The organism is Blastomonas aquatica (assembly GCF_014639875.1).
GTDB lineage: Bacteria > Pseudomonadota > Alphaproteobacteria > Sphingomonadales > Sphingomonadaceae > Blastomonas > Blastomonas aquatica.
Genome location: NZ_BMGD01000002.1, coordinates 624,513 through 651,180, shown reverse-complemented (window position 1 = coordinate 651,180; position 26,668 = coordinate 624,513). Strand labels below are relative to the sequence as shown.

Below are 26,668 nucleotides of genomic sequence, written 5' to 3'. Positions count from 1 at the left end.
CCTTAGCCCTTTGCCACGATGTGATCGCGAAACCAGCGGGCGACCTCGCCTTCGGACAGGTCGCCTGCGGCGAGCGCAAGTGTCATCACGACAAGCTCGGCCTCGCTGATCCGGAACTCCACGTTATTCAGTAGCAGGAAAGTCAGCGACACGACGGCTGCCGTACGCTTGTTGCCATCAGCAAACGGGCGATTGCGCGCAAGTCCGAAGGCGTATGCGGCGGCCAGACTGGCTGCGTCTGGTTCGCCATAAGCAGCGAGGTTCATCGGACGCCCTAGCGCGCTTTCAACCAGCGCCAGATCGCGGATTCCGCTCAGCCCGCCATGCTCGGCGATTTGTTCATCATGCAGCGCGAGGACGACGTCCTGCCGCAACCAGATCCAGTCGGGCATTCACTTGGCCAATTCGCGCAGAGCGTTGCGATAACGGTCCATCACGTCACGCGCGGTCGCCATTTGCTGGTCGAAATCCGGATCTGCCGATTTGAGCGCGATGCCGTCGGCTTGTTTGACCACAGACACCTCATCGCCCTGCGCAAGGTTGAGGTGCGCGAGGACGTCCTTGGGGAGGATCACTCCGGTCGAGTTGCCGATCTTGATGAGCTTGAGGGGCTTGTTCATACAAATGTTATAACAGATTCGGTAAGGCGTCTCAACCCGCCGCGCGCGGATCGCGGTGGCGCAGCGACTGGATCACGCCGGTGCAGATCAGGAACTGGCCGAAATAATACAGCGGCCAGATCAGCCAGTCGGGCAGCACCGATCCCTCGAGCGGTCCGAAGCGCGCGAAGATCAGCAGGTCGGAGGCGACAAACATCAGCGCGCCCGTGCCGACACGATAGCGGGGAAAATCGCTGGTCCACGCCATCGCCGCCATGACGGCGAGGAACAGGCTGTAGAGCGCGATGCCGGGTGCGCTGGCGCGGTCGATCGGTAGCGCCCAGGCGATCAGCACAACGGCTGGGACCAATATGATCGCGAGCATCCGCTGGCTGGGGGTCACCATCCGCCGCCGATGCCGCGCATACAGCACGATCGCGACAATATGGCCGAGCAGGAACGCGATGGCGCCGTAAATGAGGTCGATCTCGATCAGCATATCGCCGATTGCGCCCAGAGCCATGATGCCGCCCAACAGCCGCCCGTCGAGCGAATGGTGCCGCGCCAAGGCGAATACGCCAAGGAACGCCACCCCCAGCCCCTTCCACAGCATCATGTACAAACCAGGGATCTGCGCGTCGCTGACGAAATAATAGCTGATCGCAGCAATGAGGCTAAGCAGCAGCCAGGGCCGCGATTCGACCAGTGCGCGTTTGACGACCATGATGCCCCTGCCCTTCGTGAATTGGGTTGCGTGATGCCATTGATCGCCGCGCGAAGGCAAGCCGTGCAACGCACCCTGTGCAAAAGCCGTCGCCCGCGCTATTTGCACCGGTATGACCAACACACAGACATTCGAACACCAGATTCACATTATCGGCGGCGGGCTCGCCGGATCCGAGGCGGCATGGCAGCTTGCCGAGGCCGGCATCAAGGTAAAGCTGTCCGAAATGCGCGGCAGCGGCGAGATGACGCCTGCGCACCAGACCGAAGGCCTCGCCGAACTCGTCTGCTCGAACAGCTTCCGCTCAGACGATGCCGACCGCAATGCCGTCGGCCTGCTGCACCAGGAGATGCGGACCTTGGGATCGCTGATCATGGCGTCAGCGGAAAAATCCAAGGTGCCCGCCGGATCAGCGCTTGCCGTGGACCGTGATATCTTTTCAGATCATGTCACCAAGGCCTTGGAAAACCATCCGAACATCCAGATCGTGCGCGAGCGGGTAGACAATCTCCCCGAAGCGGGGCCGACGATTATCGCCACTGGGCCGCTGACCGCAATGACGCTGGCGCAATCGATCGGTGCGGCGACCGGCGAAGATGCTTTGGCGTTCTTTGATGCGATCGCCCCGATCATCCACCGCGACAGCATCGACATGGACATCTGCTGGATGGCGAGCCGCTGGGACAAGGTCGGGCCCGAGGGTGACGGCAAGGACTATATCAACTGCCCGATGGACAAGGAGCAGTACCTTGCCTTCCACCAGGGTCTGATGGATGGCGACAAGACCGAGTTCAAGCAGTGGGAGAAGGATACTCCCTATTTCGAGGGCTGCATGCCGATCGAGGTCATGGCGTCACGCGGGGTCGAAACGCTACGCTACGGTCCCATGAAGCCGGTCGGGCTCGACAATCCGCGTACCGGGCGCTGGCCCTATGCAGTGGTGCAGCTGCGGCAGGACAACAAGCTTGGCACCTTGTGGAACATGGTCGGCTTCCAGACCAAGCTCAAGCACGGCGCGCAGGTCGAGCTGTTCCGCACCATCCCGGGGCTCGAGAAGGCCGAGTTCGCCCGGCTTGGCGGTCTCCATCGCAACACCTTCATTAACTCTCCGCGCCTGCTCGACGAACAGCTTCGGCTCAAATCCGCGCCGCACATCCGCTTTGCCGGGCAGATGACCGGGTGCGAGGGCTATGTGGAGAGCGCCAGCATCGGGCTGCTCGCGGGGCGCTTTGCCGCGGCGGAACTGCAGGGCCGCACCTTGGACTCCCCGCCCATCACGACTGCGCTGGGTGCACTGCTGGGCCATATCACCGGCGGCGCCGAGGCGAGCGACTTTCAGCCGATGAACGTCAATTTCGGGCTGTTTCCACCGCCCGAGGGCAAGGTGCACAAGAAGCAGCGCAAGGAGGCCTATACCTCGCGCGCCCGCGCCGACCTGCAGCGCTGGATCAACGGCGAACCCGAAGCCATCGCCGCGGAATGATCAGCATTTGCAGCGGGTTACGGGCCGCTTTGGCTTGGTCGTGGCAAATTCTTCGGGTGACAGCCTACCATTGCCGTCGCGATCTGCAGCGGCGAAGCGATCCGAGGTGGCGACCGCCCACTCCTCAAATGTCAGCAGGTTGTTGCCGTCGGTATCGAGCGCCTTGAACGCCTTGGTGCGGCTGGCGAGCAATTCTTCGCGGGTGATGATGCGGTCGCCGTTGCGGTCATAGCGCGCAAAGCGCCGCTGTTCGCGAGTCATCTCGGTTGCCTCTGGCGGGGCCGGGCCGCGCAGCATGCCGGGGTCGGCCAATGGCAGCGCTGTATCGTCAGCATCGGGCGGCGGCGGCGCTGCAATTTCCGCCAGATCATCGTCCTGCTGCTGCGCTCGGATTGCGAAGAAGCCGCCGATGATCAAAGCGATCGCCGCCAGACCGCCAAACAGCATGCGCATCGTCCGCCCCCTTCCCGCCTGCAACGGGTCGTGGTTACCGACCCGTCAGACCATGCCAGACCAAGCCGATAAAGACGCCGGGGCTGCCCCACGGACGATCCAACTCGCCCCGCGCGATGTCAAGCTGCACCGCACGTGCGATCACCGATATGGGCCGCAGCTTGCGGGGTAACCTCGTCCCAGCCAGCGCGGCGGCATCGAGGGGCAGCAGGGCACTATCGAGCGCAGATGTTCGCCTGTGAAAGCGCACCATGTCCCAAAGCGCCCAGGCGCGCCCTGTGCGGTCCAGTTCATCGCGGCCAACTTCGGGTGCCAGTGGGTGAAAAGCGCTTATCAGCGCGCCCCTGCCCGATGCAAAATCCTGGACCGCCTCGGCATCGTCCAGTTCAAGCGCTGCCTCCCAGCCGCGGATCACCGGGCCGAGCGCAGTCTGCAGATCAAGCCCCTGCGCCTCCAGCGGCAGCAGTGCAGCGAGCACGGGGTTGGCCGAGGGCCGCTCGGCGGCGCTTTTACTGATGACGTCATGCCACCATTGGAGGCGGATGCGTGCCAACATCGGTTCACGGGCCTGCAGAACGATCCCGGCAATCTGAGCATCGAAGGCGAAAAGCGCGTGGCACCAAGACCGCATCTGCGCGTCGCCGTAGCTGCTGGCGAGCGTCACCAGCGGTGAAACGGGGATATCGGGCGCGTTCATGCCCGCGCGATCCACTATAAACCGGGCCGGATCAAGGTAAAGATCAAGGTAACCATCTCCCTTTTAAGGCTGCTTACCATTGGCCGCGTAGAAGGCCCGATACGCGACAGGGGCATCCATAAACCATGACGATCCGCAGCATCGATACATCGCCTGGCGTCGACGCCATGGCCGCACACTTTGTTGTACCCGGCAAGGTTGCTTGGCTTTCGCACTCCCGCCCGGCGCTCAACCGACTGATCGCCTCGAAGCGCGGCAACGTGCTGCCGATCGTCGCAGCCAGCATCTTGCCGATGGCGGCGATGATCGGCGGCGCGGTCGACATGAGCCGCGCCTATATGGTCAAGTCACGGATCCAGCAGGCCTGCGACGCAGGGGTTCTCGCCGGACGACGCGCCATGCAGCAAAGCAACTATTCGGAGGCTGCCAAGGCTCAGGCACAGGACTTTTTCGACATCAATTTCAAGGAAGGGTATAATGACACAACCGACGTGTCGTTCGTTACCACCAATCCTTCGGGCACCAGCAAGGTGCTGGGCACCGCCTCGACGATAATGCCAACCGCGATCATGGGAATGTTCGGCAAGGAAACGATCCCGATCGATGTCGCCTGCGAGGCCGAACTCAACCTCAGCAACTCGGACGTTACCTTCGTGCTCGATGTCACCGGATCGATGAACGATTCCATTCCGGTCGGTGGCGGAGGCTCGATCGTCAAGATCACCGCGCTGCGCAACTCGGTCATGAGCTTTTATGACACGCTGGCCAACGCCGCGACTGGGAGCCTTGCGCGTATCCGCTATGGGTTTGTGCCCTATTCTACCAATGTCAATGTCGGCGAGATCCTGTACGACACCAACCAGACCTGGATGAACGGTGGCAATACTGCCGATAGCTGGAACTATCAGTCGCGCCGCGCAATATGGCGCACCACCGCAGTCGATTGCCAGGTGTTTGGTGGCAACCAATCGTTTAGCTGTCCGACCCGGAACCACAGCACCGTGTCTGGCGGAGGAACCAACATCTCCCTCCAGAACTGCGTCAACTATGGAGATAACAGAGGTGGCTGGGGCTATGGTTTTAATCCCAATCCTTCAGGCACTCCGATTGAATCCACGTCGGGGGGTTTGACGACAAAGACCAGCTACACGGCTTACAGCTGGGGTGGGCGGGCATCGGGCTGGAGCGACTACAACGACAAGCAATGCGTGCGGCAGAGGACGGTGGAAACCGAATCCACCACGCAGGAACCGGGCTCGACATTCGTGCGCTGGGAATACATGCAACGCACTTACCCGACCTATGATTTCGTGCGCTCGATCAAGACCGCCAATCCGGCTGTGCTGACCCCAAGCGAAATCAACAATAGCACCAGCCGTTGGGCCGGATGCATCGAGGAACGCGACACCATCGCAGGAAGCGTGATTGCTTATGGCTCCAACGGCATCACGGTCGATGGCAGCACCAACGCACATGATCTGAACATCGATGCCGCCCCCAGCAGTGATGCCACCAAATGGCGCCCCTATTGGGAGCAGGTCTATTTTCAGCGAAATGGATCACGCTCGACCGCCTGCCCCAGCAAGGCCCGCCTGCTCTCGACGATGGCGCGCACCGAGGTTCAGTCATACGTCAACTCACTGGTCGCAGTGGGTGGCACCTATCATGACGTCGGACTGCTGTGGGGCGCGCGCATAGCCTCGCCCCAAGGGATCTTTGCATCGAACGTCAACGCTTCGCCCGGTAACGGCGGGTCGGTCGGTCGCCATGTGATCTTCATGACGGACGGCGAGCTGACCAGCTATGACTTCGTCGCCAGCATGTATGGCACCGAGTCGCTGGACCGTCGCGTGACCGGCGGAAGCAACAACCCAACCCAGCTGGAGCGGCAGCGCCGCCGCTATCTGGCGATCTGCGAGGCGATCAAGGGCAAGGGCATCCGGCTTTGGGTGATCGCGTTCGGAACCACGCTGACCAATGATCTGCAGACCTGTGCCAGCACGGGCAGTGCCTATACGGCGGCCAATAGCACCGCGTTGAACACTGCGTTCCAGAACATCGCCAAGCAGATCTCCGAACTGAGGCTGACCAAATGATGGGACATCTCGGTTTCATCAAGCGGGCGACGCAGGACCGGCGCGGGGTGTCAGCCACCGAATTCGGCCTGATTGCACCGACCTTCATCATGCTGCTGCTGGGCGTATTCGACCTGGGCTACAACGTCTATGCGCGCGCCATATTAGACGGCGCAGTGCAGAAAGCCGGGCGTGACTCCGCGCTCGAGACGGGGACCAGCGCGGTCAACACGCTCGACGCCAAGGTGACGGAAAATCTGGGCCCGATCGCTACCGGAGCCGACTTCACCTACGAACGCCGCAACTATCGCGACTTTGCCAAGGTCGGTCTGCCCGAGGATTTCGAAGACAAGAACAGCAACGGCGTTCGCGATGCAGGCGAGTGCTTTACCGATGAAAACGGCAACGGCACATGGGACGCAGACCTTGGCAAGGACGGCGTCGGCGGCGCGCGCGACGTCGTGCTCTATACCGTGCGGATGAACTATGATCGCAAGTTCCCGCTCTACAACCTGATCGGGATGAGCGGGAGAGCAACCATCGCCTCTGCAACCGTGCTGCGCAACCAGCCTTATGGCGACCAGGCATCCGAAACCAAGGAAGTGATCTGCACATGACCGCTGTCCAGCTCCCGTTCCACCAGTCCGGCATTCTGGTGCGCGGCAAACAGTTCGTCCGCAAGCTGCGGCAGGACCGGTCCGGCCTTGCGCTGATCGAATTCGCCTTCACCTTGCCCATCTTCATGGGGCTGGGATTTTACGGGGTCGAGGTATCCAACCTTGCGATTACCCAGATGAAGATGAGCCAGATCGCGCTCAACATGGCCGATAACGCCTCACGGATCGGAACGCTCAACGCAACGCTCGGCGCCAAAGTGATCAGCGAACAGCAGATCAACGATGTTTTTCAGGCTGCAGCGCTGCAGGCCGGGGCTACCGATCTGTATCAGGATGGCCGCACCATTCTCTCGAGCCTTGAAGTCAATGCACAGGGTGGCCAGACGATCATGTGGCAGCGCTGCAAGGGGATGCAGTTCGACGAGCCCAACTACGGTGCCGAAGGCACTGGAAAGACCGGTACCGGCTTTCAGGGAATGGGCCCTGCAGGCGACCAGGTGAAAGCTACGCCCGGCACTGCGGTAATGTACGTCGAACTCAGCTATACCTATTATCCGCTGTTCGGCAGCATGTTCATGGAAGAACGCGCGCTCCAACAGGAAGCTGCCTATATCGTGCGTGACAGCCGTGAGATCGGCAAGCCACCATCGGACAATGTGTCCTCCGGTCGCAAGTCGACATGCGACAAGTTCGATGCAATCCTGCCGCAAACATCCGATGCAGCCATTGCCTCAGCGCAGGCTGCATCAAACGCTGCCGCAGCCAATCCCAGCGCATATCCGGGTCATAGCGGAGGTACGAACCCCAACAATCCCGGCAAGGGACTTTGTGTTGCGGGACTGATCTGCGTCAAAGTCTGACGGTGACCGGATCGGGTGATCCGGTCACCGATCAGACTCAATCCCGGTAGCAGACCTTCTTGACCGCCTTGATCACGCGGGCACTATCAACCAGCGCCAGCTTTTCCAGGTTCGCTGCATAAGGCAGCGGCACGTCCTCGTTGGTGACGCGCAGCACCGGTGCATCGAGATCATCGAAGCCCTGCTCCATCGCTACCGCTATGATTTCGCTGGAGATCGAGCAAACCGGCCAGCCCTCTTCGACAACGACCATGCGGTTGGTCTTCTTCAGGCTTTCGAGCACCGTTACGGTATCGAGCGGGCGCAGCGTACGCAGATCGATGACCTCGGCCTCGATGCCCTCGCCTGCCAGCTTTTCGGCAGCGTCGAGCGCAATCGCAACCCCGATCGAATAGCTGACCAGCGTGACATCGGCCCCGGCGCGCATGATGCGCGCCTTGCCGATCGGCAGGACATGGTCGTCGAGCGCAGGCACATCGAAGCTGCGGCCATAGACCAGCTCGTTTTCGAGGAACACCACCGGATCCTCGGTGCGGATCGCGGCCTTGAGCAGGCCCTTGGCATCGGCTGAGTCATAAGGCGCGATCACGATCAGACCCGGAACGCTGGCATACCAGGGACCGAAGTTCTGGCTGTGCTGGGCGCCGACGCGGCTGGCCGCGCCATTGGGTCCGCGGAACACCACCGGGCAGCGCATCTGGCCGCCCGACATATAGTTGGTCTTGGCCGCAGAGTTGATGATGTGGTCGATCGCCTGCATCGCGAAATTGAAGGTCATGAACTCGATCACCGGACGCAGGCCACCCATCGCCGCGCCCGCGCCGATACCGGCAAAGCCGTATTCGGTGATCGGCGTATCGATCACCCGGCGCGCGCCGAATTCCTCGAGCAGTCCTTGGGTGACCTTGTACGCGCCCTGATACTCGGCAACTTCTTCGCCCATCACGAACACGCGATCGTCGCGGCGCATTTCCTCCGCCATCGCATCGCGCAAAGCCTCGCGCACCGTGGTCGAAACCATCTTGGTGCCTTCGGGGATCGCAGGATCGCTCACCGGTGCGCGCTTGGGGGTTTCAGGAACGATCTTCGAATCCTCGGTCGGCGATTCGGACTTGCCAGCCTCGGGCTCGGCCTTGGGCTCTGCGGCTGGAGCGGGTGAAGCTTCGGGCGCTGGCGACGGTGCGTCCTCACCCTCAGCAGCGATCATCGCGATGACCGCGCCGACCTTCACGTTGTCGGTGCCTTCGGCGATCAGGATCTTGGTGATCGTGCCTTCGTCGACCGCCTCGAATTCCATCGTCGCCTTGTCGGTCTCGATTTCGGCCAGAATGTCGCCAGAGGCAACGATGTCGCCTTCCTTGACCAGCCATTTGGCCAACGTGCCTTCTTCCATGGTCGGCGAAAGCGCGGGCATTTTCAGTTCGATGGCCATCAATATTGCTCCACCAGCACATCGGTATACAGATCGGACGGGTCCGGTTCGGGCGAGGTTTCGGCAAAGTCCGCCGCCTCGCTGACCGTCTTGCGGATGTCCTTGTCGATCGACTTCAGCGTCTCTTCGGTGACGCCCATCTTGAGCAGCTCGGCCTTCGCCGCCTCGATTGGATCCGACGTGTCCTTCATGTTCTGCACTTCCTCGCGGCTGCGATACTTGGCAGGATCGGACATCGAATGGCCACGATAGCGATAGGTCTTGAGTTCCATCAACAACGGGCCGTTGCCGCCGCGGACATATTCCAGCGCCGCCTCGGCCGCGCCGCGCACTTCAAGCACGTCCATGCCATTGACCTGCATGCCGGGTATCCGAAAGGAATCGCCGCGCCGATAGAATTCGGTCTCGGCGCTACTGCGCGATACCTTGGTGCCCATCGCATAGCCGTTGTTCTCGATCACGAAGATGATCGGAAGCTTCCACAGCGCGGCCATGTTGAAGCTTTCATACACTTGGCCCTGGTTGGCCGCGCCATCACCGAAATAGGCCATGCACACGCCGCCGTCCTCGGTGTATTTATGCCCGAAGGCGAGCCCCGCGCCGAGCGGGACCTGTGCGCCGACGATGCCGTGACCGCCGTAGAACTTGTGCTCGGTCGAGAACATATGCATCGACCCGCCCTTGCCGCGCGAAATTCCCGCGCCTCTGCCGGTCAGTTCGGCCATGATGACCTTGGGATCGATACCATAGGCCAGCATGTGGCCATGATCGCGATATCCGGTGATCACGCTGTCCCTGCCTGGCGTCAGCGCCGATTGCAGCCCGACCGCGACGGCTTCCTGACCGATATACAGATGGCAGAAGCCGCCGATCAGACCCAGGCCATACAGCTGGCCGGCGCGCTCTTCAAAGCGGCGGATGAGCAGCATTTCCTTGTAGAAATGGAGCAGCTCGTCCTGTGTGGCCTCATGCCGCTGCGGATCGCGCGGGCGGGGATGATTGCTCCCTTCTTCGGGCAAAACGGCAGATACGGATTTTGCAGGAGGCTTGCGTTCGGGCTTTGCAGCGGGTGTCTTGACCAAGACGGGAAACCTTTCGCGATGAGGATCGCTGCCGTGAGGCAGGGGGGAGGAAACGACCGGAGCGCATATAGAAGCAAGCGCGCCGTTTACGCAACGGCCAACGCGGTTTTTGCGCAATAATCCGCAGCATTCCGCGATCCGCCGGCGCGGCGGGTCGGCACGCTATTTCAATGGAACGATGATTTCATCGGGATGCGCGACATTGAGGTCACGACGAACGAGTTCGCTCACCAGATCGGGATCGACCGCGCGCGGATCAAGCAGCCTGACCCGGTTGCGAAGGGCGTCACGCTGGTCGTGAAGCCGCGCTAATTCGACTTTCTGCACCTCGAGCCTTTGGCGGTAATCGCCCCAGGCGAGCACGCCGGTGGGGCCCAGCAACGCGTACGCCGCAATCACCAGCAGCGCGACGAGCGAGATGCCCGGAGCGATTGCCTGCTTGGCTGGCTTGATGACGGGTTTACGTTGCGGCATTATCCCGTTGAATCACAATTGATTCGGGCTGACAAGCCGAAACCGCCTACCCGAATCAAATATGCGATCAGTAGATGTCAAGATCAGCGAAAGATGCCCATTCCGGCATAATATGCGCTGGGGCCCAGCTCTTCTTCGATGCGGATCAGCTGGTTGTACTTGGCCAACCGGTCCGAACGGGCAAGCGATCCGGTCTTGATCTGACCGCAGTTGGTGGCAACCGCCAGATCGGCGATGGTCGCATCCTCGGTTTCACCCGAACGGTGTGACATCACCGCAGTGTAACCCGCGCGGTGCGCCATGCTGACGGCCTCAAGCGTCTCGGTGAGCGTGCCGATCTGGTTGACCTTGACCAGCAAGCTGTTGGCCAGACCCTTTTCGATGCCCATCGCCAGCCGCTCGGGGTTGGTGACGAACAGATCATCGCCGACCAATTGCACCTTCTTGCCGAGCAGTTCGGTGACCGCGAGCCAGCCTTCGAAGTCGTCTTCGCTCATGCCGTCTTCGATTGAGCGGATCGGATATTCATCGCACAGTTTGCCGAGATAGTCGGCCATTTGCGTGGGGCTGAGCGAAAGGCCTTCGCCGCTGATCTCATACTTGCCGTTGCGGAAGAATTCGGTCGCGGCGCAATCGAGCGCCAGCACGACGTTCTCGCCAGGCTTGAAACCTGCCTTTTCAACCGAAGCCATGATGAAATCGAGCGCGGCGCGGGTCGAAGCGAGGTTGGGGGCAAAGCCGCCCTCGTCGCCGACCGCGGTCGCTAGACCCTTTTCGTGCAAGCCCTTCTTCAGCGTGTGGAAAATTTCCGAGCCCCAGCGCACTGCTTCGGCCAGGCTGTCCGCGCCGACCGGCATGATCATGAACTCCTGGAAGTCGATCGGGTTGTCGGCATGTTCGCCGCCATTGATGATGTTCATCATTGGCACTGGAAGTACATGTGCCGAGACACCGCCGACATAGCTGTACAAGGGCATGCCGCGCGCATCGGCGGCGGCCTTCGCGACGGCAAGGCTGACACCCAGGATCGCGTTTGCGCCCAGCCGCGACTTGTTCTCGGTGCCGTCGAGGCCGATCATCACCATGTCGATGTCACGCTGGTCTTCGGCGTCCAGCCCGACGACCGCCTCGAAGATTTCGCTGTTGACCATGTCCACCGCCTTGGTGACGCCCTTGCCCATATACATCGACATGTCGCCATCGCGCATTTCCACGGCTTCATACGCTCCGGTCGATGCGCCTGAAGGCACCCCTGCCCGGCCGAAGCTGCCATCCTCGAGCAACACATCGACTTCTACCGTCGGGTTGCCGCGGCTATCGAGAATCTGGCGGGCGTGAATGTCCATGATCGCGGTCATAAGCAGCACTCTTTCAGGGATTGCAGGTGGAATAATTAGCGCATGCCCTAGGGCGTCGGCTGCGGCATTGCAACCATACCGAGGCTCAGTTTCACCGCGATGCTGCACAGGCGAAATCGCTTGAAAATGTGCACGGACTGGCCAGAATAGTGCACGAGCAAGGGGAACTTCGGCAGCGCCTCATGCGTCTGCTGCATTGCTTGAGGAGGAAATCATGTCCGACGAAGAATTTAAAGCTGAAGCCCCGGCCACTGCTGCTCCCAAAAAGCCGCGCGCCAAGAAGACGCCGAGCCCTGACAGCACAGTCGAGCGTGAGATTGCGTCGCCCGCGCCCGCCGCCGGCGATGCGACCCCGCCTGTGTCTTCGCCCGGAACAGAACTTGCGGTACAACCCGATGCGTTATCAGACGCTTCATCGACATCTTCCACAGACGCCAGCGCCTTTGGCGCCGCCGCAGCCAAGGTAAGCGCCATGATTCCTGAAAACGTGACTGTCAAAGCGCGCGAAATCGCTGTCGATGTCAAGGACAAGACCAGCGACGCAGTTCAGGGACTTGCGCGGATTATCAACGATAGTGCAGGCGCGATCGATGACAATGTCGGCCCGAAATATGGCGATTATGCGCGCACTGCGGCCCAATCGGTCAGCGACGCTGCCGATCGCTTGCGCGCCAAGCCTGTCGATGAGATTGCCGCCGATACCCGCGAATTTGTTCGTGCCAAGCCAGGCGCTGCACTTGGCATTGCTGCGGTGTCCAGCCTCGTTCTTGCCAAGATATTTGGATCGGTGTTCGGCAAGAAACGCTGAGCGGCGTTGATACGCTGGCTGTTGAATGCTCATGACCCAAGTATATGAAACCGCACCCGTTAGCGACACTGAGCCCCCGGTCGAAGAGGCGCCCAAACCCGGCATGATCGCGCAGCTGCGCGGTTTGTATGCTGATGGGCGTGAACTGATCGATGCCGAAATCGGGTTTCAGAAAGCGCGTATCGCTGCGGTGGGACAGCAGGTCCGTGCGATGGCAATCCTTGCCATCATCGGTCTGGTTCTGATCAGCTGTGCGCTGATCGCGCTGGTTGTCGGGACGATGATAGCGTTAATCCCGGTGCTGGGAGCCTGGGGAGCTATGGCAGCGACCGTTGCCGGATCGCTGCTGCTGGCCGTTCTGTGCTTATGGGCCGCGGCCGGGCGGATCGGCAAAATCAGCGCTATGTTTGCGGGCGATCCCGAGCCTGATGCCGGCCTCCCCCCCGAAACCGGCGCGAACGGAGCAGTCGCATGACCGATAAGATCCGGGCGTCCGATGACCCTGTTTCGGTTGAGCATGAGCCAAGCTTGGCTGAGGTCGCTGCACGGAGATTGGCTGCTCGCAGCCAGTGGCAACAGGCGCTGGCCCGCGCCCAGGTTCGGTTCAATCCGGTCAATATGCGCAACGAGGCCGTTGAGACGGCGGCGGACGCAATCGGTGGCGCAGTGGATAAGGTGGGGGCCACCGCCTGGATGCACCGCGGCAAACTAGCGATGGCAGGCGTCCTCAGCGGATTGTTCTTCGCCCGCAAGCCTATTTCCCAGGCATGTGCGCCGGTGATAGAGAAAACCAAGGTGTCGATCGATAAAGCCGCGGCCAGAGTTCGCGCCAAAACCAAGGGTTGATCGCCAGCGCGACAGCCTGCGCGCGACAGGGCTGGAAAATCGTTTCGATTGCGACTATGGCGCACCCCAATCATACGGTGGCCTGCAGGGCTCCGGCGGGGAGAGGATGCCAGCAGGTGTCCCGTTCATCGATCAAGGAACGCGCAATTCAATGAGCAAACTTCATCTCGTCATGGGCGGACGCGTCAGCGATCCGCAGACCCTCGATTTCTGCGAACTCGACAAGATGCATCTTGTCGGAGTGTATCCCGATTATGCCAGCGCCGAGGAAGCCTGGCGCAGCAACGCCCAGCGCACGGTGGATGATGCCGAAATGCGCTATGTGATCGTTCACATGCACCGTCTGCTAGATCCTGAAACCCCCGATCAGGCCTGACCGCCTTTAAAACGTCACGGGATATCGTGTCGCGGTCTGCGGGTGCCATGGCTCTGCGCCAGCGGCACCGCCAGCAGCAGGCCTGCGGCAAATCCGCCAATATGGGCCCAGATCGCGATACCCAGAGCGGTCCCTGCAAAGGCGAACTGACTGAGCAGGTTGATCCCTGTCCAAGCAACGGCAAGCCAGGCAATGTGAACCACGAGCCCTGAAAACGGCCCGACCGCGCGCGGCTTGCGCGGCGAGAACAGCAAGAAATACGCGGCGAGCAATGCCGAAATCGCGCCGCTCGCACCAACCACCGGGGTGGTCGAGGCAGGATCGACCAGATAGTGCACGCCCGCAGCGCCAATGATCCCGGCGGCATAAAGCAGCAGGTACCGCTCGGTCCCCAGCGCTGCCTCGATCAGCCGTCCGATAAACAGCAGCACGAGCATGTTCATCGCCAGATGAAACAGCCCCGCATGCAGAAATGCTGAAGTGACCGGGGTCAGCCAAACCGGCACCAGCCAGGGGTAGTCTGTGGGCAATGCGCTGGCATGGCCGTGGATGCTGTCTGACAGCCGTGCCGACCAGAAGCCCCCCTCGACCTGAAACCGTTCGGTCCAGCCCGACAGCAATCCAGCCAGCCACACCAGGACATTGGCGATGACAAGTACATTGGTCGCCGCGCCGCGCGGCAGATTGGGCATCGCTTAAATGAACTCGATCTTCGACACGACGTAAAACTTGTCGCCCGAAGGCACGCTGACCTCAACCTCGTCATCAAGCAGACGCCCAATCAACGCGCGGCCGATAGGGCTGGAATAGCTGATGCGGCCCTTGCGCGCATCCGCCTCGGCCTCACCCACGATCTGGTACTTGATCGGCTTGTCGTCTTCGTCGAGCAGTGTCACGGTTGCGCCGAACACCACCTTGTTGCCCGAGAGCGTGGTCGGATCGATGATCTGCGCGCGGCTCAACTTGCCTTCCAGATCACCAATGGTTGCCTCGACCTGGCCCTGGCGTTCCTTGGCGGCGTGATACTCGGCGTTCTCGGACAGATCGCCATGCGCGCGCGCTTCCTCGATCGCCTCGACGATCAGCGGGCGCTCTTCCTTGAGCAGTTTCAGCTCGCGCGTAAGCTTCTCGTATCCTTCTGCCAGCATTGGCAGCTTATCGACGGTTGCCATTCGGCATATCCCTTCTTATTTGGCTGAGCCTGTCCCATCACCCGAAATATGGCCCTTAGCGGCCCTGGATCAGGACCGTTTCAGGGTAACGACTTGTCGGGGGGTCAAGCGTCAGGCCGTATATAATAAGCTTGAAGCGGCTTTACTTCAAGGCTGCTCTTGGCGAGCGATGCCATCGCCCTCACCGCAGCGACACTCGCCGCAGCCGTCGTGAAGTACGGGATCTTGCCGTTGAGCGCGCTGGCACGGATCGATTGCGAGTCCTTCAGGCTCTGCCAGCCCTCGGTGGTGTTGAAGATCAAGGCGATTTCGCCATCCTTGATCCGATCGACGATATGCGGCCGCCCCTGCGCCACCTTGTTGACCTCGGTCACCGCGACCCCGTTGTCACCAAGATAGCGCGCCGTGCCCCCGGTGGCGACGATGTCCATGCCCAGCGCAATGAGGCCGCGCGCAGCTTCGAGGATCACCGGCTTGTCGTTTTCCTTGACCGAAATGAACACCGTGCCCTTGGTCGGCAGCGTCAGTCCCGCGCCGATCTGCGCCTTGGCAAACGCGGTGGCGAAGTCCTTGTCGATGCCCATCACTTCGCCGGTCGATTTCATCTCGGGGCTCAGCACCGGATCGACGCCTGCAAAGCGCGCCCAGGGGAAAACCGCTTCCTTGACCGCCATATGGCTGATGTTCCGGTCGATCACCGGCAGATCCGCCAGCATTTCGCCTGCCATCACCCGCGCTGCATATTTCGCCACCGGCTGGCCGATCGCCTTGGCGACAAACGGCACGGTGCGGCTGGCGCGTGGGTTGACCTCGATCAGATAGACCTGGCCTTCCTTGACCGCGAACTGGATGTTCATCAGCCCGCGAACCTTGAGTCCTTCGGCCAGCGCACGCGTCTGGCGCTCCATCTCGGCGATCAGGTCATCCGAGAGGCTGTAAGGCGGCAGGCTGCAGGCGCTGTCGCCCGAGTGGACGCCAGCCTCCTCGATATGCTGCATGACGCCTGCAATCGCGACTTGCTGCCCATCGCAGATAGCGTCGACGTCAACCTCGATCGCATCGCGCAGATACTGGTCGATCAATACCGGACTGTCACCCGAGACCTGCACTGCGGTGGCGATATAGGACTCAAGCTGGGCCTGGCCGTCAACGATCTCCATCGCGCGCCCGCCCAGCACGTAAGAGGGCCGGATCAGCACCGGATAGCCGATGCGGTTGGCCACCGCGATCGCCTCTTCACGGCTGCGCGCGATGCCGTTCATCGGCTGCTTGAGGCCAAGCTTGTCAACCAGCTTGGCAAAGCGTTCGCGGTCTTCGGCAAGATCGATCGCATCGGGCGAGGTGCCCAGGATCGGGATCCCGGCATCTTCCAACGCCTGTGCCAGCTTGAGCGGGGTCTGCCCACCGAACTGCACAATCACCCCGACGAGTTCGCCGTTGGAGCGTTCGACATCAAGGATCTCGAGCACGTCCTCTGCGGTCAGCGGTTCGAAATACAGCCGATCCGAGGTATCGTAATCGGTGCTGACCGTTTCCGGGTTGCAGTTGATCATGATCGTCTCATAGCCCGCGTCACCCAGTGCAAAGCAGGCGTGGCAGCAGCAGTAGTCGAACTCGATCCCCTGGCCGATGCGGTTGGGTCCGCCGCCCAGGATCACGATCTTGCGGCGACCGGTCGGCTGGCTTTCGCACTCGGGCTCGCCAAAGCTCGGGGCCTCATAGGTCGAGTACATATACGGCGTCTTTGCCTCGAACTCGCCTGCGCAGGTGTCGATCCGCTTGAACACGGGGCGTACGCCAAGCTTGTGGCGCAGCGCGCGCACCTCGGCCTCGGTGACGCCGCCGGTCATCGCGACCACCGCATCGTGCACCATGCCCGATCCACGCGCCAGCGCGCGGTCCATTCCGGGGCGCAAATGCGCCGATTGCAGCGCAAGATACGCCAGGCGCTTGTCGGAAAAGCCCATCGATTTCAGCCGCCGCATACCCACCGCGTCGCGCGGCAGGCCATCGGCGAGAACCTCCGCCTCGGCATCGACGATCTGCTTGATCTGCTCGAGGAACCAGGGATCGTACTTTGCGACCGCGTGCACCTGCTCGACGGTCATGCCTTCGCGCAGCGCCTGTGCTGCTACCAGCAGCCGGTCGGGGGTCGCCTGGCTCAGCTCGGCAACGATGTCATCATGCGGCGCGCCCACCAGATGATCGACGAAGTTGAAGCCACTGAGGCCCGTCTCCAGCCCACGCAAAGCCTTCTGCATCGATTCCTGGAAATTGCGGCCGATCGCCATCACCTCGCCGACCGACTTCATCGCGGTGCCCAGCAGCGGGCTTGCACCCTTGAACTTCTCGAACGCAAACCGGGGAATCTTGGTGACGACGTAATCGATCGTCGGCTCGAAGCTGGCGGGCGTTGCGCCGGTGATGTCGTTGGTGATCTCGTCGAGCGTATAGCCCACTGCAAGCTTGGCCGCGACCTTGGCGATCGGGAAGCCCGTCGCCTTCGATGCCAGCGCCGAAGAGCGCGACACGCGCGGGTTCATCTCAATGACGATCAAGCGGCCATCCTTGGGATTGACCGCGAACTGCACGTTCGATCCGCCCGTCTCGACACCGATCTCGCGCAGCACCGCGATGCTGGCCGAGCGCATGATCTGATATTCCTTGTCGGTCAGCGTCAGCGCGGGCGCGACGGTGATGCTGTCGCCGGTGTGCACGCCCATTGGATCGACGTTCTCGATCGAACAGATGATGATGGCGTTGTCGTGTCTGTCGCGCACCACCTCCATCTCGTACTCTTTCCAGCCGAGCAAAGATTCCTCGATCAGAACTTCGGTGGTGGGCGAGGCATCAAGCCCGCCGGTGACGATCTGGACGAACTCGTCGCGGTTGTAGGCAATGCCACCGCCAGTGCCGCCCATGGTGAAGCTGGGGCGGATGATCGACGGCAGGCCGGTGCGTTCCAGCACGGCGAGCGCCTCGTCGATGGTATGGGCAATGCCCGACCGCGCCGATTCCAGCCCGATCTTGTCCATCGCATCGCGGAACTTCAGCCGGTCCTCGGCCTTGTCGATCGCCTCGGCCTTCGCGCCGATCAGCTCGACATCATATTTCTCGAGCGTGCCATCGGCGTCGAGCGCCAGCGCGGTGTTGAGTGCGGTCTGCCCGCCCATCGTCGGCAGCACCACCAGCTTCTCGTTCGGGCGCTCCGCGCGCTCCTTGGCGATGATCTTGGCGACGATCTCCGGGGTGATCGGCTCGATATAGGTTGCATCGGCCATGTCGGGATCGGTCATGATCGTGGCAGGGTTGGAGTTGACCAGAACGATCCGGTAGCCCTCCTCCTTCAGCGCCTTGCACGCCTGCGTGCCTGAATAATCGAACTCACATGCCTGGCCGATGATGATCGGACCTGCGCCGATGATCAGGATGCTGTTTATATCGGTGCGCTTGGGCATTGTTATTGTGCTCTCTTTTAAGGCTTTGATTTCATCTTGGGGAGGTGGCGATCGGGGGCTTGGTCAGTGCACCGTGCCCGACTGCGCTTCACAGCCCCAGCCATCATATTCTACATCGAACATCATCTCGATTTGCAGGCAGATGCGCGTCAGATCCTTGATCGACTGCGCATCGACCGCCTGGAACCGCTCGAAGAACAGATACGGCTCGCCGCCCTCGGCATCCTCCTCACGGTCGAGTTCTACCAGACCGAAGGTGCTCGCTGCCTCTGACAGACGCTGCAGGTTCTCCTCGCTCCCGCGAAAGCTCACATCGACCTGACGCTTGATCTGCGCCCGGTCGCCATTGGCCGCCAGATTGCGCAACACGTCCTGATCGGCCGCCCATTCCTGCTCCATGCGCGCAGGATCGACCTTGGGGAGTTTCATGCTCATGCTGCTGCTTCCCCTAACTTTTCCGATGTCTTGAGGCCGGTTACGAACTTCTCGAACAGATAGAAGCTGTCCTGCGGTCCAGGCGATGCTTCGGGGTGGTACTGGACGCCGAAAGCGCGCTTGTCGGTGAAGGCGATGCCGCAGTTGCTGCCGTCGAACAGCGAGACATGGGTCTCGATGACATTGGCAGGCAAGGTCGCCGCATCGACCGCAAAGCCGTGGTTCATGCTGGTGATCTCTACAACACCCGTCTCCAGCCGCTTGACCGGATGGTTGGCGCCGCGATGGCCCTGGTGCATCTTCGTGGTGCGTGCGCCGGCGGCAAGACCCAGCAGCTGGTGCCCCAGGCAGATGCCGAAGATCGGAATGTCGCGCTCGAGCAGGTCCTTGATCACCGGCACGGCATGCACCCCGGTGGCTGCCGGATCACCCGGGCCGTTGGAGAGGAACACGCCATCGGGCTGGAGCGCGTCGATCGCCTCGATCGGCGTCTGCGCAGGCACGATGGTGACCCGCGCGCCGGCCTTGACCAAAGAGCGGAAGATGTTGTGCTTGGCGCCATAATCGATCGCGACGACGTGGGGCAGGTCCTGGCTCCCCCCTCCGTTTGTCCCGAGCGCAGTCGAGGGACCTTCCGCAACCGTTCCGCTACGTCCCTCGACTTCGCTCGGGACAAACGGGGATTGGGTGCTGTACCCGGACCCCAAAGTCCACACGCCGCCCTGCCAGCCGCGGGTGTCCGCGCCGGTAACCTCGATCGCCAGATCCATGCCCTCGAGCCCGGCCCAGCTTTGCGCCTGGGCGTGCAATGCGGCCATGTCGAACACGCCATCGGGGGCATGCGCGATCACCGCGTTGGGCGCGCCGGCCTCACGGATGCGGCGGGTCAGCGCGCGGGTGTCTATCCCCGAAATGCCGATCTGGCCGTTGGCGGCGAGCCACTCGCTGAAATGCTGGGCGGAACGGAAGCTGCTAGGGTTGGTGACATCCTCGCGCACGATGCAGCCCAGCGCCTGGGGCACGTCGGCCTCGATGTCCTCGGGGTTGGCGCCGACATTGCCGATGTGCGGGAAGGTGAAGGTGATGATCTGCCCGGCATAGCTCGGGTCGGTCAGGATTTCCTGATAGCCGGTGATCGAGGTGTTGAAGCAGACCTCGCCAGCCTTGGCCCCGGCAGCGCCAAAGCCCCTGCCCCAGATGGCCGTGCCATCGGCCAGAAGCAGCAAGCCGGTCGCGCCTTGAGGCTGAGCGGAGGTGGTGGCGTGCGCCATGGATCGTTTTCCTTGTGTTGCGTTGAGTCGCAAGTGTGCCGGGCCGCAGACTATTGCAGGTTCGGGCGGGGTCAAAGCGTTGCCAGGATCCCGTTCGCGCCCCCTGCCGGAAAGCGGCCAAATTGGCGGGTCACTAGGCTTAGCGGGGTCGCACGGTCAATCTATGAAAAACATTTTATTCCCGCTAGATTGGTCGCTTGTTCCAAAATTCACCGGGAAAGGATGCGTTCGCATGATTCGCGATTCGCTTAAGGCTGCGCAGGTTGCGGCAATGAAAGGGGGCGACAAGCCCCGCACCGCGGCGGTCCGCCTGATCCTTGCCAAGATCAAGGATCGCGATATCGAGCTGCGCACCTCGTCTTCGACCATCGATGACGACGCGATGGTCACCGAGGTGCTGCAGAAGATGATCAAGCAGCGCCGCGAATCGATTGCGATGTACGAACAGGGCGGCCGCGCCGAACTCGCCGCGCAGGAAGCCTCCGAAGTCGCGATCATCGAGGAATTCCTGCCTGCTCAGCTCGACGAAACGGCAGCCAAGGCCGCGATTGCCGCCGTGGTAGCCGAAACCGGCGCGTCCAGCCTCAAGGACATGGGCAAGGTCATGGCCGAGGTGAAGTCCCGCCACGCCTCCGAGATCGACATGAGCAAGGCCAGCGGCTGGGTGAAGGAAGCGCTTGCGGGGTCCTGACACCTCCGTCGCCCCGCCAAGCCCCATCCGTTTGTCCCGAGCGAAGTCGAGGGACGTGTGCGCAAACCCGCAAGAGGCGCAAAACATGGCTTTCTGGGTCTATATCCTGAAATGCGCAGACGGTAAATTTTACACCGGCCAGACCGATGATCTGGAACGGCGTATGGGGGAGCACCAGCATGGCGGGTTTTGCGATTCAACCTCGCGCAGGCGGCCTGTGGAATTGGTGTGGAGCGAGTATTACCAGACGAGAGGCGATGCCGTTGAGGTCGAGAAGCAGATCAAATCCTGGTCTCGTGCCAAGAAGATCGGGTTGATCAACGGGGACTGGGATATGGTCAGTTTTTATGCGCGACCGCCTCACGAGCGTCCCTCGACTTCTCGCCTTCGCCGAGAAGTTCACCCCGAGCGGCTGGCTTGCCAGCCAGCCGAAGGGCTCGGGACAAACGGAGGGGGCGTCATTGAGGAACAAGAAGCCCAGGGTCAGAATCTATGACCCTCACCCCGCAATGGCTGGATGAACTGCGCTCGCGGATCACGCTGTCGAGTGTGATCGGCCGGCATGTGAAGGTCCAGCGCGCCGGGCGCGAGTTCAAGGCGTGTTGCCCGTTCCACAACGAAAAGACCCCTAGCTTCACGATCAACGACGACAAGGGCTTCTACCACTGCTTCGGCTGCGGGGCGCATGGCGATGCGATCAGGTTCATGACCGATCACCAGGGGCTGGGGTTCATGGATGCGGTCAAGGAGCTGGCATCGGAGGCTGGGATGTCCGTTCCCGCGCCCGATCCGCGTGCCGCTCGCCAAGCCGAGGAGCGCGCGTCGCTGCACGATGTCTGCCAGGCGGCGCAGGACTGGTTTGTCGCGCAACTCAAAAGCGCTGCCGGCGAACAGGCACGCGCATACCTGAAGGCGCGCGGGCTGACGGCGGAGACGGTGCAGCGCTTCGGCATCGGCTTTGCACCCGATACCCGCAACGGCATCAAGTCCGCGCTCTCCTCGATCGACGAGGACCTGCTGATCGAGGCCGGATTGCTGATCAAGGTCGACGACAAGCCGCCCTACGACCGCTTCCGCGGCCGGGTGATGATCCCGATCCGCGATCCGCGTGGGCGAGTGATCGCCTTTGGCGGCCGCATATTGGGCCAGGGCGAACCCAAATACCTCAATTCCCCCGACACGCCGTTGTTCGACAAGGGGCGCACGCTTTATAATCTGCATATCGCAGCCCCCGCCTCGCGCCAGACCGGGCGCGTGGTGGTGGTCGAAGGCTATATGGACGTGATCGCGCTCGCGCAGGCGGGCTTTGGCGAATGCGTCGCGCCTTTGGGCACCGCGCTGACCGAACATCAGATCGAACGATTGTGGAAAATGGTCGATCGGCCCTTGCTGTGCTTCGATGGCGACAGTGCGGGCCAGAAGGCGGCGATGCGCGCCGCCGCACGCGCGCTGCCCTTGCTCAAGCCCGGGCTGTCGCTGGGCTTCGTCTCGCTGCCTGCGGGGCAGGATCCCGACGATCTGGTGCGCGCATCGGGCCCGGCAGCGTTTAGCGCATGCATCGAGCGCGCCACCGGGCTGCTCGACCATCTGTGGACGCACGAACTGAACGCCGCGCCACTCGAAAGCCCCGAAGCGCGCGCGGGGCTGAAGGCGCGACTCAACACCCATGCCGATACGATAGCCGATGGCGATATCAAGGCGCTGTACCGCCGCGAGATCGGTCAGCGGTTCTCCGACATGTTCTTCGGACAGCGCCAGCAGTCCGCTAACAGATTCAGCCCTGCCCCGCGCTTTTCCCCTGGACCGGGCCAGCGCCCCGGCCAGAAGGGCAGCAAGGGCTGGCAGCGGCGCGACGAGCCCGTGCCGCCGAGTGAGGAATTGCGCGAACTCGCCCGCCAGCCGATGAGCGATCTGATCCTGCGCGGCGTGCTGCTCGGCCTGCTCCACCGCCCCGCGCTACTGCAACGGCATTCCGAGGCGTTGAGCGAATTCGTCGGCCAGGCGGACAGCTGGGCTGATCTGCTGTGCGCAATGCTGGATGCCGCTCACGCGCATTCGGTTCACCCGGCGGACGCGGCGGAAACTCTTGATACGGCCCGGCTGATGACCATATTGCAGATCAAGGGTATGTCACAGGCGATCGACCGGTTGAAATCGGGTGGCAAGCCGCCCTTTTCTTTCTGCACCGCGATTCAGCAAAAAGCGGACGAAACCCGCGAGATCCGTATCGCCGAGGATTTTTCCGAGGCGATCGAGGTGATGACCACCCGCCCCCGGCTGGTCGCAGCATTGAGTGAGGTGACACGGCGGTTCGAAACCGATCTGGCAGAAAATGATTCGGGTGATGGATTGTTTTTGGAGCAGCAACAGCTAAGGGCAAGAAAGCAGCAGTTTGACCAGCGCCTGATAGAATTAACCGAACGCAGTGCATAACCGGCGATACGGTCGCCTACACTGGAGCGGATGTGATGAGACAGGCCCGCGCAGGATTGAACGCAAAACATTTGTATCAGCCGCTAGCGGCCTGATATAACGGCAAATTATCGTCGCAGCCAACATATGGGCAGCGGCGACACAGGTGACAGGAATTACGGAATTGGCAAGCAAGGCACCGAAAGACAGCAAGGCCGACACCACGGACGCACCGCTGATCGATCTGAACGAAGCCTCGGTCAAGAAGCTGCTCTCGCGCGCCAAGAAGCGCGGCTACATCACGTATGACGAGCTGAACGAGGCGCTGCCGCAGGACCAGATGTCGTCCGAGCAGATCGAGGACGTGATGTCCGCGATCTCCGAGATGGGCGTCAACATCGTCGAGAATGACGAGGAAGCCAGCGAAGAGCAGCCCGCCGCCGACGATGACGCCCCCGACGATGGTTCGGAACAGCTTAACATCTCTCCTGAAAAGAAGAAGGAGACGATGGACCGCACCGATGATCCGGTGCGCATGTATCTGCGCGAAATGGGCGCGGTCGAACTGCTCAGCCGCGAGGGCGAAATCGCCATCGCCAAGCGCATCGAGGCCGGCCGCGATACGATGATCTTGGGATTGTGCGAAAGCCCGATCACCTTCCACGCGATCATCGAATGGTCCACCGCGCTCAACGACGGCGAAATGCAGCTGCGCGAGATCCTCGATCTCGACGCGATGCTCTCGAAGGAACCCGCGCCCGAAAGCCTGTCCGAGGACGGCGAGGACGATGGCGAGATTTCGGAAAAGACCGCCGGCCCCAGCTTCAAGGAAGAAGAAGAAGTCGAGGAGGTCGCCGAGACCAACGACGACGAGGACGACCTGACCGAGCGCCGCACGCGCCGCCCCGATGACGACGAGGAAGAGGACAACACCCTCAGCCTCGCGCAGATGGAAGCGCAGCTCAAGCCTGCCGCGCTCGAGAAGTTCGCGCTGATAACCTCGCTGTTCCGCAAGTTCGAGAAGATCCAGCGCGATCGGCTCAATGCCCTGAGCATCGGCGACGATTTTCCCGCGGGCAAGGAAAAGAGCTATCACAAGCTGCGCGAGGAGCTGACCGCCGAGGTTGAATCGGTGCAGTTCCACGCCAACAAGATCGAATATCTGGTCGATCAGCTTTATGCCTTCAACCGCCGCCTGACCGCTTTGGGCGGGCAGATGCTGCGTCTGGCCGAGCGTCACAAGGTACCGCGCAAGGACTTCCTCGATCGTTATGTCGGGCACGAGCTCGATGAGGCGTGGCACGAATCCATGGCGGGCATCGACAAGAAGTGGGCGGCCTTCGTCAGCAACGAAGCGGGCGCGGTCGACCGCATCCGCGCGGAAATCAGCGACATCGCGGCAGCCACCGGCATGTCGCTGGGCGAATTCCGCCGCATCGTCAACATGGTCCAGAAGGGCGAACGCGAAGCGCGCATCGCCAAGAAGGAAATGGTCGAGGCGAACCTGCGCCTGGTCATCTCGATCGCCAAAAAATACACCAACCGCGGGCTGCAGTTCCTCGATCTGATCCAGGAAGGCAATATCGGCCTGATGAAGGCGGTGGACAAGTTCGAGTACCGCCGCGGCTACAAGTTCTCCACCTATGCCACGTGGTGGATCCGTCAGGCGATCACCCGCAGCATTGCTGACCAGGCAAGAACGATCCGCATTCCGGTGCACATGATCGAGACGATCAACAAATTGGTCCGCACCAGCCGCCAGTTCCTGCACGAACAGGGCCGCGAACCGACGCCTGAGGAAATGGCCGAGCGTCTATCGATGCCGCTCGAAAAGGTCCGCAAGGTGATGAAGATCGCCAAGGAGCCGATCTCCCTCGAAACGCCGATCGGCGACGAGGAAGACAGCCACCTGGGCGATTTCATCGAGGACAAGAACGCGATCATACCCGTGGATGCTGCGATCCAGGCGAACCTCAAGGAAACGGTCACCCGCGTGCTCGCCTCGCTCACGCCGCGCGAAGAACGCGTGCTGCGCATGCGCTTCGGCATCGGCATGAACACCGATCATACGCTTGAAGAGGTCGGCCAGCAGTTCTCGGTGACGCGCGAGCGTATCCGGCAGATCGAGGCGAAGGCGCTGCGCAAGCTGAAGCATCCGTCGCGGTCAAGGAAGATGCGGTCGTTCTTGGATCAGTGAGAGTGGCGGCCGCCATTGTCGGGTGAGCCGTCACACCAATTGCCACGCATAGCCTTTAGTCGTTAAACGGCGGCGACGCAGGCCTCGAAGTCTAGGACGGTATTCACGCGAGCCGTGTATAAGCTATTGCACCTGAGCAAATTGGGGTTCGGGCTGATGATTAAATCTCTGATGGTTCTCACCCTATCTGCACAAGCTCCCACCTATGCTCCATTCATCCTGCAACAAGAGGACGCCGTTTACGTCGACGACAAAATCGATTTAAAAAAGTGCCACTTTGATAAGAGTGGTTATACCAGATGGTACTGGTTCGATGCAATCGCGAGAAATAGCAAATATATAATCGACCGTACAACCGTAAGGTTTGCAGTTGTCGATGACAAAAAATCAAGGGTGATTGCAACCGCGCCCCCTCCATTCGACGCCATCAAGGTCAAATTTAAGGCTATAGGCACGTATAAGCTTGTAAGTGAAAAAACCGAAGTAACCTGTGCGTAATATTAAGGTAGCTAAAGCGCATGGCCGCTTTCGCGCTGGACCGCCTTAAGCCGCCACCGCCAGCCTTACCCCAAACGCTTTCATCCCCCGCAGCAGCGTATCGAGCGTCGGGTTGCCGTTGTCGCTGAACGCGCGACGGAAGTCGGCGCATTCAACAGCTCTTCCTCAATCCTTCCGTTCGGGCAGCGACTTGCGCTCGGTGCTCGCGAAGTCCTCGAGCTGATCCTCGCTCATCGATTTGGCCATGTCCTTCGATGCGCCCTTGAGGTCCTTCATCTTGGTATCGCCGTGCTTGGCGGACAACGCGGCTCCGGCGGCTTTTTGCTGCGCTTTCGATTTGGCGGGCATCGTCCATTCTCCTGACTTTTTCGCCGTCCAGTTTATACAGGCGCGCCGTGACAGCTTTAACCTGTGTCACCCGCCCAACGGCCAGCCCCGCCGCGCTGCGTGGTCTTCTTGCACCTCCAGAACATGCCAAGCATTCGAACGATCCGAACTGAAAGACCGCATTGCGCGTCTGCTTTTTCGTCGTTCCAAGAAACACTTAACAAGATGACTGCAGAAATTCGTCCCCTCTCGGGCCGTTCGCTGCCAATCCCCAATATAATAAGGCCTGCTCCGCGTTGATAAGGTCGGCACTTGAATAGTCG

At 61.4% G+C, this 26,668-nt stretch carries 28 protein-coding genes; 13 read left to right on the top strand and 15 right to left on the bottom strand.

Annotated features, from left to right (window positions below; all coding sequences use genetic code 11):
• Window positions 1-2: 2 nt before the first annotated feature.
• The 3 genes from IEW00_RS07260 to IEW00_RS07250 are packed head-to-tail and all read right to left on the bottom strand — an operon-like array spanning window position 3 to window position 1,323.
• Window positions 3-392, bottom strand: a complete 390-nt coding sequence (locus IEW00_RS07260) for a type II toxin-antitoxin system death-on-curing family toxin (protein WP_188513691.1) — start codon at window positions 390-392, stop codon at window positions 3-5.
• Complete coding sequence (locus IEW00_RS07255) at window positions 393-620, bottom strand: AbrB/MazE/SpoVT family DNA-binding domain-containing protein (protein WP_188513690.1); 228 nt, start codon at window positions 618-620, stop codon at window positions 393-395.
• Between the two features lie 31 nt (window positions 621-651).
• Window positions 652-1,323, bottom strand: coding sequence for a lysoplasmalogenase (locus IEW00_RS07250; protein WP_188513689.1), 672 nt, complete (start codon window positions 1,321-1,323; stop codon window positions 652-654).
• 112 nt (window positions 1,324-1,435) lie between these two features.
• Between IEW00_RS07250 and trmFO the strand changes: the two genes are divergently transcribed.
• Window positions 1,436-2,806 carry a methylenetetrahydrofolate--tRNA-(uracil(54)-C(5))-methyltransferase (FADH(2)-oxidizing) TrmFO gene (gene trmFO / locus IEW00_RS07245; protein WP_188513688.1) on the top strand — a complete coding sequence of 457 codons (1,371 nt, stop codon included), beginning with the start codon at window positions 1,436-1,438 and terminating at the stop codon, window positions 2,804-2,806.
• Here the strand turns inward: trmFO and IEW00_RS07240 are convergent, their stop codons facing one another.
• Window positions 2,807-3,259, bottom strand: a complete 453-nt coding sequence (locus tag IEW00_RS07240) for an EF-hand domain-containing protein (RefSeq protein WP_188513687.1) — start codon at window positions 3,257-3,259, stop codon at window positions 2,807-2,809.
• A 34-nt stretch (window positions 3,260-3,293) separates the two neighbouring features.
• Window positions 3,294-3,956, bottom strand: a complete 663-nt coding sequence (locus IEW00_RS07235) for a squalene/phytoene synthase family protein (RefSeq protein ID WP_188513686.1) — start codon at window positions 3,954-3,956, stop codon at window positions 3,294-3,296.
• A gap of 125 nt (window positions 3,957-4,081) precedes the next feature.
• On the opposite strand from IEW00_RS07235, the gene IEW00_RS07230 reads away from it, so the two are divergent.
• The 3 genes from IEW00_RS07230 to IEW00_RS07220 are packed head-to-tail and all read left to right on the top strand — an operon-like array spanning window position 4,082 to window position 7,508.
• The gene (locus IEW00_RS07230; protein ID WP_188513685.1) at window positions 4,082-6,052 is read left to right on the top strand and encodes a pilus assembly protein; all 1,971 of its coding nucleotides are present in this window, start codon (window positions 4,082-4,084) and stop codon (window positions 6,050-6,052) included.
• Entirely contained in the window at window positions 6,049-6,648 is a 600-nt protein-coding gene (locus IEW00_RS07225) for a TadE/TadG family type IV pilus assembly protein (RefSeq protein ID WP_229736870.1), read from the top strand. The genes IEW00_RS07230 and IEW00_RS07225 overlap by 4 nt, the downstream gene beginning before the upstream one ends.
• Entirely contained in the window at window positions 6,645-7,508 is an 864-nt protein-coding gene (locus IEW00_RS07220) for a TadE/TadG family type IV pilus assembly protein (RefSeq protein WP_188513684.1), read from the top strand. Before IEW00_RS07225 ends, IEW00_RS07220 begins: the two co-directional genes overlap by 4 nt.
• Before the next feature lie 37 nt (window positions 7,509-7,545).
• Here IEW00_RS07220 and IEW00_RS07215 read toward each other — a convergent pair whose 3' ends face one another.
• From IEW00_RS07215 to eno, 4 genes are all read right to left on the bottom strand, one after another.
• Window positions 7,546-8,940, bottom strand: a complete 1,395-nt coding sequence (locus IEW00_RS07215) for a pyruvate dehydrogenase complex E1 component subunit beta (protein ID WP_188513683.1) — start codon at window positions 8,938-8,940, stop codon at window positions 7,546-7,548.
• On the bottom strand, window positions 8,940-9,959 hold the full coding sequence (gene pdhA / locus IEW00_RS07210) for a pyruvate dehydrogenase (acetyl-transferring) E1 component subunit alpha (RefSeq protein ID WP_229736895.1): 1,020 nt from the start codon (window positions 9,957-9,959) through the stop codon (window positions 8,940-8,942). The genes IEW00_RS07215 and pdhA overlap by 1 nt, the downstream gene beginning before the upstream one ends.
• 225 nt (window positions 9,960-10,184) lie before the next feature.
• Window positions 10,185-10,496 carry an FtsB family cell division protein gene (locus IEW00_RS07205; protein ID WP_188513681.1) on the bottom strand — a complete coding sequence of 104 codons (312 nt, stop codon included), beginning with the start codon at window positions 10,494-10,496 and terminating at the stop codon, window positions 10,185-10,187.
• 83 nt (window positions 10,497-10,579) lie between these two features.
• Complete coding sequence (eno, locus tag IEW00_RS07200; RefSeq protein ID WP_188513680.1) at window positions 10,580-11,854, bottom strand: phosphopyruvate hydratase; 1,275 nt, start codon at window positions 11,852-11,854, stop codon at window positions 10,580-10,582.
• Window positions 11,855-12,068: 214 nt separating this feature from the next.
• Between eno and IEW00_RS07195 the strand changes: the two genes are divergently transcribed.
• The 4 genes from IEW00_RS07195 (at window position 12,069) to IEW00_RS07180 (ending at window position 13,884) form a co-directional block, all read left to right on the top strand.
• On the top strand, window positions 12,069-12,662 hold the full coding sequence (locus IEW00_RS07195; RefSeq protein ID WP_188513679.1) for a hypothetical protein: 594 nt from the start codon (window positions 12,069-12,071) through the stop codon (window positions 12,660-12,662).
• A 31-nt stretch (window positions 12,663-12,693) separates the two neighbouring features.
• Complete coding sequence (locus IEW00_RS07190; protein ID WP_188513678.1) at window positions 12,694-13,137, top strand: phage holin family protein; 444 nt, start codon at window positions 12,694-12,696, stop codon at window positions 13,135-13,137.
• Window positions 13,134-13,508 (top strand): hypothetical protein, encoded by a 375-nt coding sequence (locus IEW00_RS07185; RefSeq protein ID WP_188513677.1) that lies wholly within the window; start codon window positions 13,134-13,136, stop codon window positions 13,506-13,508. Before IEW00_RS07190 ends, IEW00_RS07185 begins: the two co-directional genes overlap by 4 nt.
• A 151-nt stretch (window positions 13,509-13,659) precedes the next feature.
• Window positions 13,660-13,884 carry a DUF4170 domain-containing protein gene (locus tag IEW00_RS07180; protein ID WP_188513676.1) on the top strand — a complete coding sequence of 75 codons (225 nt, stop codon included), beginning with the start codon at window positions 13,660-13,662 and terminating at the stop codon, window positions 13,882-13,884.
• 14 nt (window positions 13,885-13,898) lie between these two features.
• On the opposite strand, the gene IEW00_RS07175 is transcribed toward IEW00_RS07180, so the two are convergent.
• The 5 genes from IEW00_RS07175 to carA all read right to left on the bottom strand — a co-directional run bounded on the left by IEW00_RS07175 (window position 13,899) and on the right by carA (window position 20,220).
• On the bottom strand, window positions 13,899-14,576 hold the full coding sequence (locus IEW00_RS07175; RefSeq protein ID WP_188513675.1) for a rhomboid family intramembrane serine protease: 678 nt from the start codon (window positions 14,574-14,576) through the stop codon (window positions 13,899-13,901).
• A 3-nt stretch (window positions 14,577-14,579) separates the two neighbouring features.
• Window positions 14,580-15,056, bottom strand: coding sequence for a transcription elongation factor GreA (gene greA, locus IEW00_RS07170; RefSeq protein ID WP_188513674.1), 477 nt, complete (start codon window positions 15,054-15,056; stop codon window positions 14,580-14,582).
• Window positions 15,057-15,160: 104 nt separating this feature from the next.
• The gene (carB, locus tag IEW00_RS07165; protein WP_188513673.1) at window positions 15,161-18,514 is read right to left on the bottom strand and encodes a carbamoyl-phosphate synthase large subunit; all 3,354 of its coding nucleotides are present in this window, start codon (window positions 18,512-18,514) and stop codon (window positions 15,161-15,163) included.
• A 63-nt stretch (window positions 18,515-18,577) separates the two neighbouring features.
• Window positions 18,578-18,949, bottom strand: coding sequence for a ribonuclease E inhibitor RraB (locus IEW00_RS07160; RefSeq protein ID WP_188513672.1), 372 nt, complete (start codon window positions 18,947-18,949; stop codon window positions 18,578-18,580).
• Window positions 18,946-20,220 carry a glutamine-hydrolyzing carbamoyl-phosphate synthase small subunit gene (gene carA / locus IEW00_RS07155; RefSeq protein WP_188513671.1) on the bottom strand — a complete coding sequence of 425 codons (1,275 nt, stop codon included), beginning with the start codon at window positions 20,218-20,220 and terminating at the stop codon, window positions 18,946-18,948. The genes IEW00_RS07160 and carA overlap by 4 nt, the downstream gene beginning before the upstream one ends.
• A 232-nt stretch (window positions 20,221-20,452) precedes the next feature.
• Here carA and IEW00_RS07150 point away from each other — a divergent pair, with 232 nt between their 5' ends.
• From IEW00_RS07150 to IEW00_RS07130, 5 genes are all read left to right on the top strand, one after another.
• Window positions 20,453-20,911, top strand: coding sequence for a GatB/YqeY domain-containing protein (locus IEW00_RS07150; RefSeq protein ID WP_188513670.1), 459 nt, complete (start codon window positions 20,453-20,455; stop codon window positions 20,909-20,911).
• Between the two features lie 85 nt (window positions 20,912-20,996).
• Window positions 20,997-21,407, top strand: coding sequence for a GIY-YIG nuclease family protein (locus tag IEW00_RS07145; RefSeq protein ID WP_188513669.1), 411 nt, complete (start codon window positions 20,997-20,999; stop codon window positions 21,405-21,407).
• On the top strand, window positions 21,404-23,344 hold the full coding sequence (dnaG, locus tag IEW00_RS07140) for a DNA primase (protein ID WP_188513668.1): 1,941 nt from the start codon (window positions 21,404-21,406) through the stop codon (window positions 23,342-23,344). Before IEW00_RS07145 ends, dnaG begins: the two co-directional genes overlap by 4 nt.
• Before the next feature lie 163 nt (window positions 23,345-23,507).
• Complete coding sequence (gene rpoD / locus IEW00_RS07135) at window positions 23,508-25,520, top strand: RNA polymerase sigma factor RpoD (RefSeq protein ID WP_188513667.1); 2,013 nt, start codon at window positions 23,508-23,510, stop codon at window positions 25,518-25,520.
• Between the two features lie 156 nt (window positions 25,521-25,676).
• Window positions 25,677-26,018, top strand: a complete 342-nt coding sequence (locus IEW00_RS07130) for a hypothetical protein (RefSeq protein ID WP_188513666.1) — start codon at window positions 25,677-25,679, stop codon at window positions 26,016-26,018.
• Between the two features lie 165 nt (window positions 26,019-26,183).
• Here IEW00_RS07130 and IEW00_RS07125 read toward each other — a convergent pair whose 3' ends face one another.
• Window positions 26,184-26,366 carry a DUF3008 family protein gene (locus IEW00_RS07125; RefSeq protein ID WP_188513665.1) on the bottom strand — a complete coding sequence of 61 codons (183 nt, stop codon included), beginning with the start codon at window positions 26,364-26,366 and terminating at the stop codon, window positions 26,184-26,186.
• Between the last annotated feature and the right edge of the window lie 302 nt (window positions 26,367-26,668).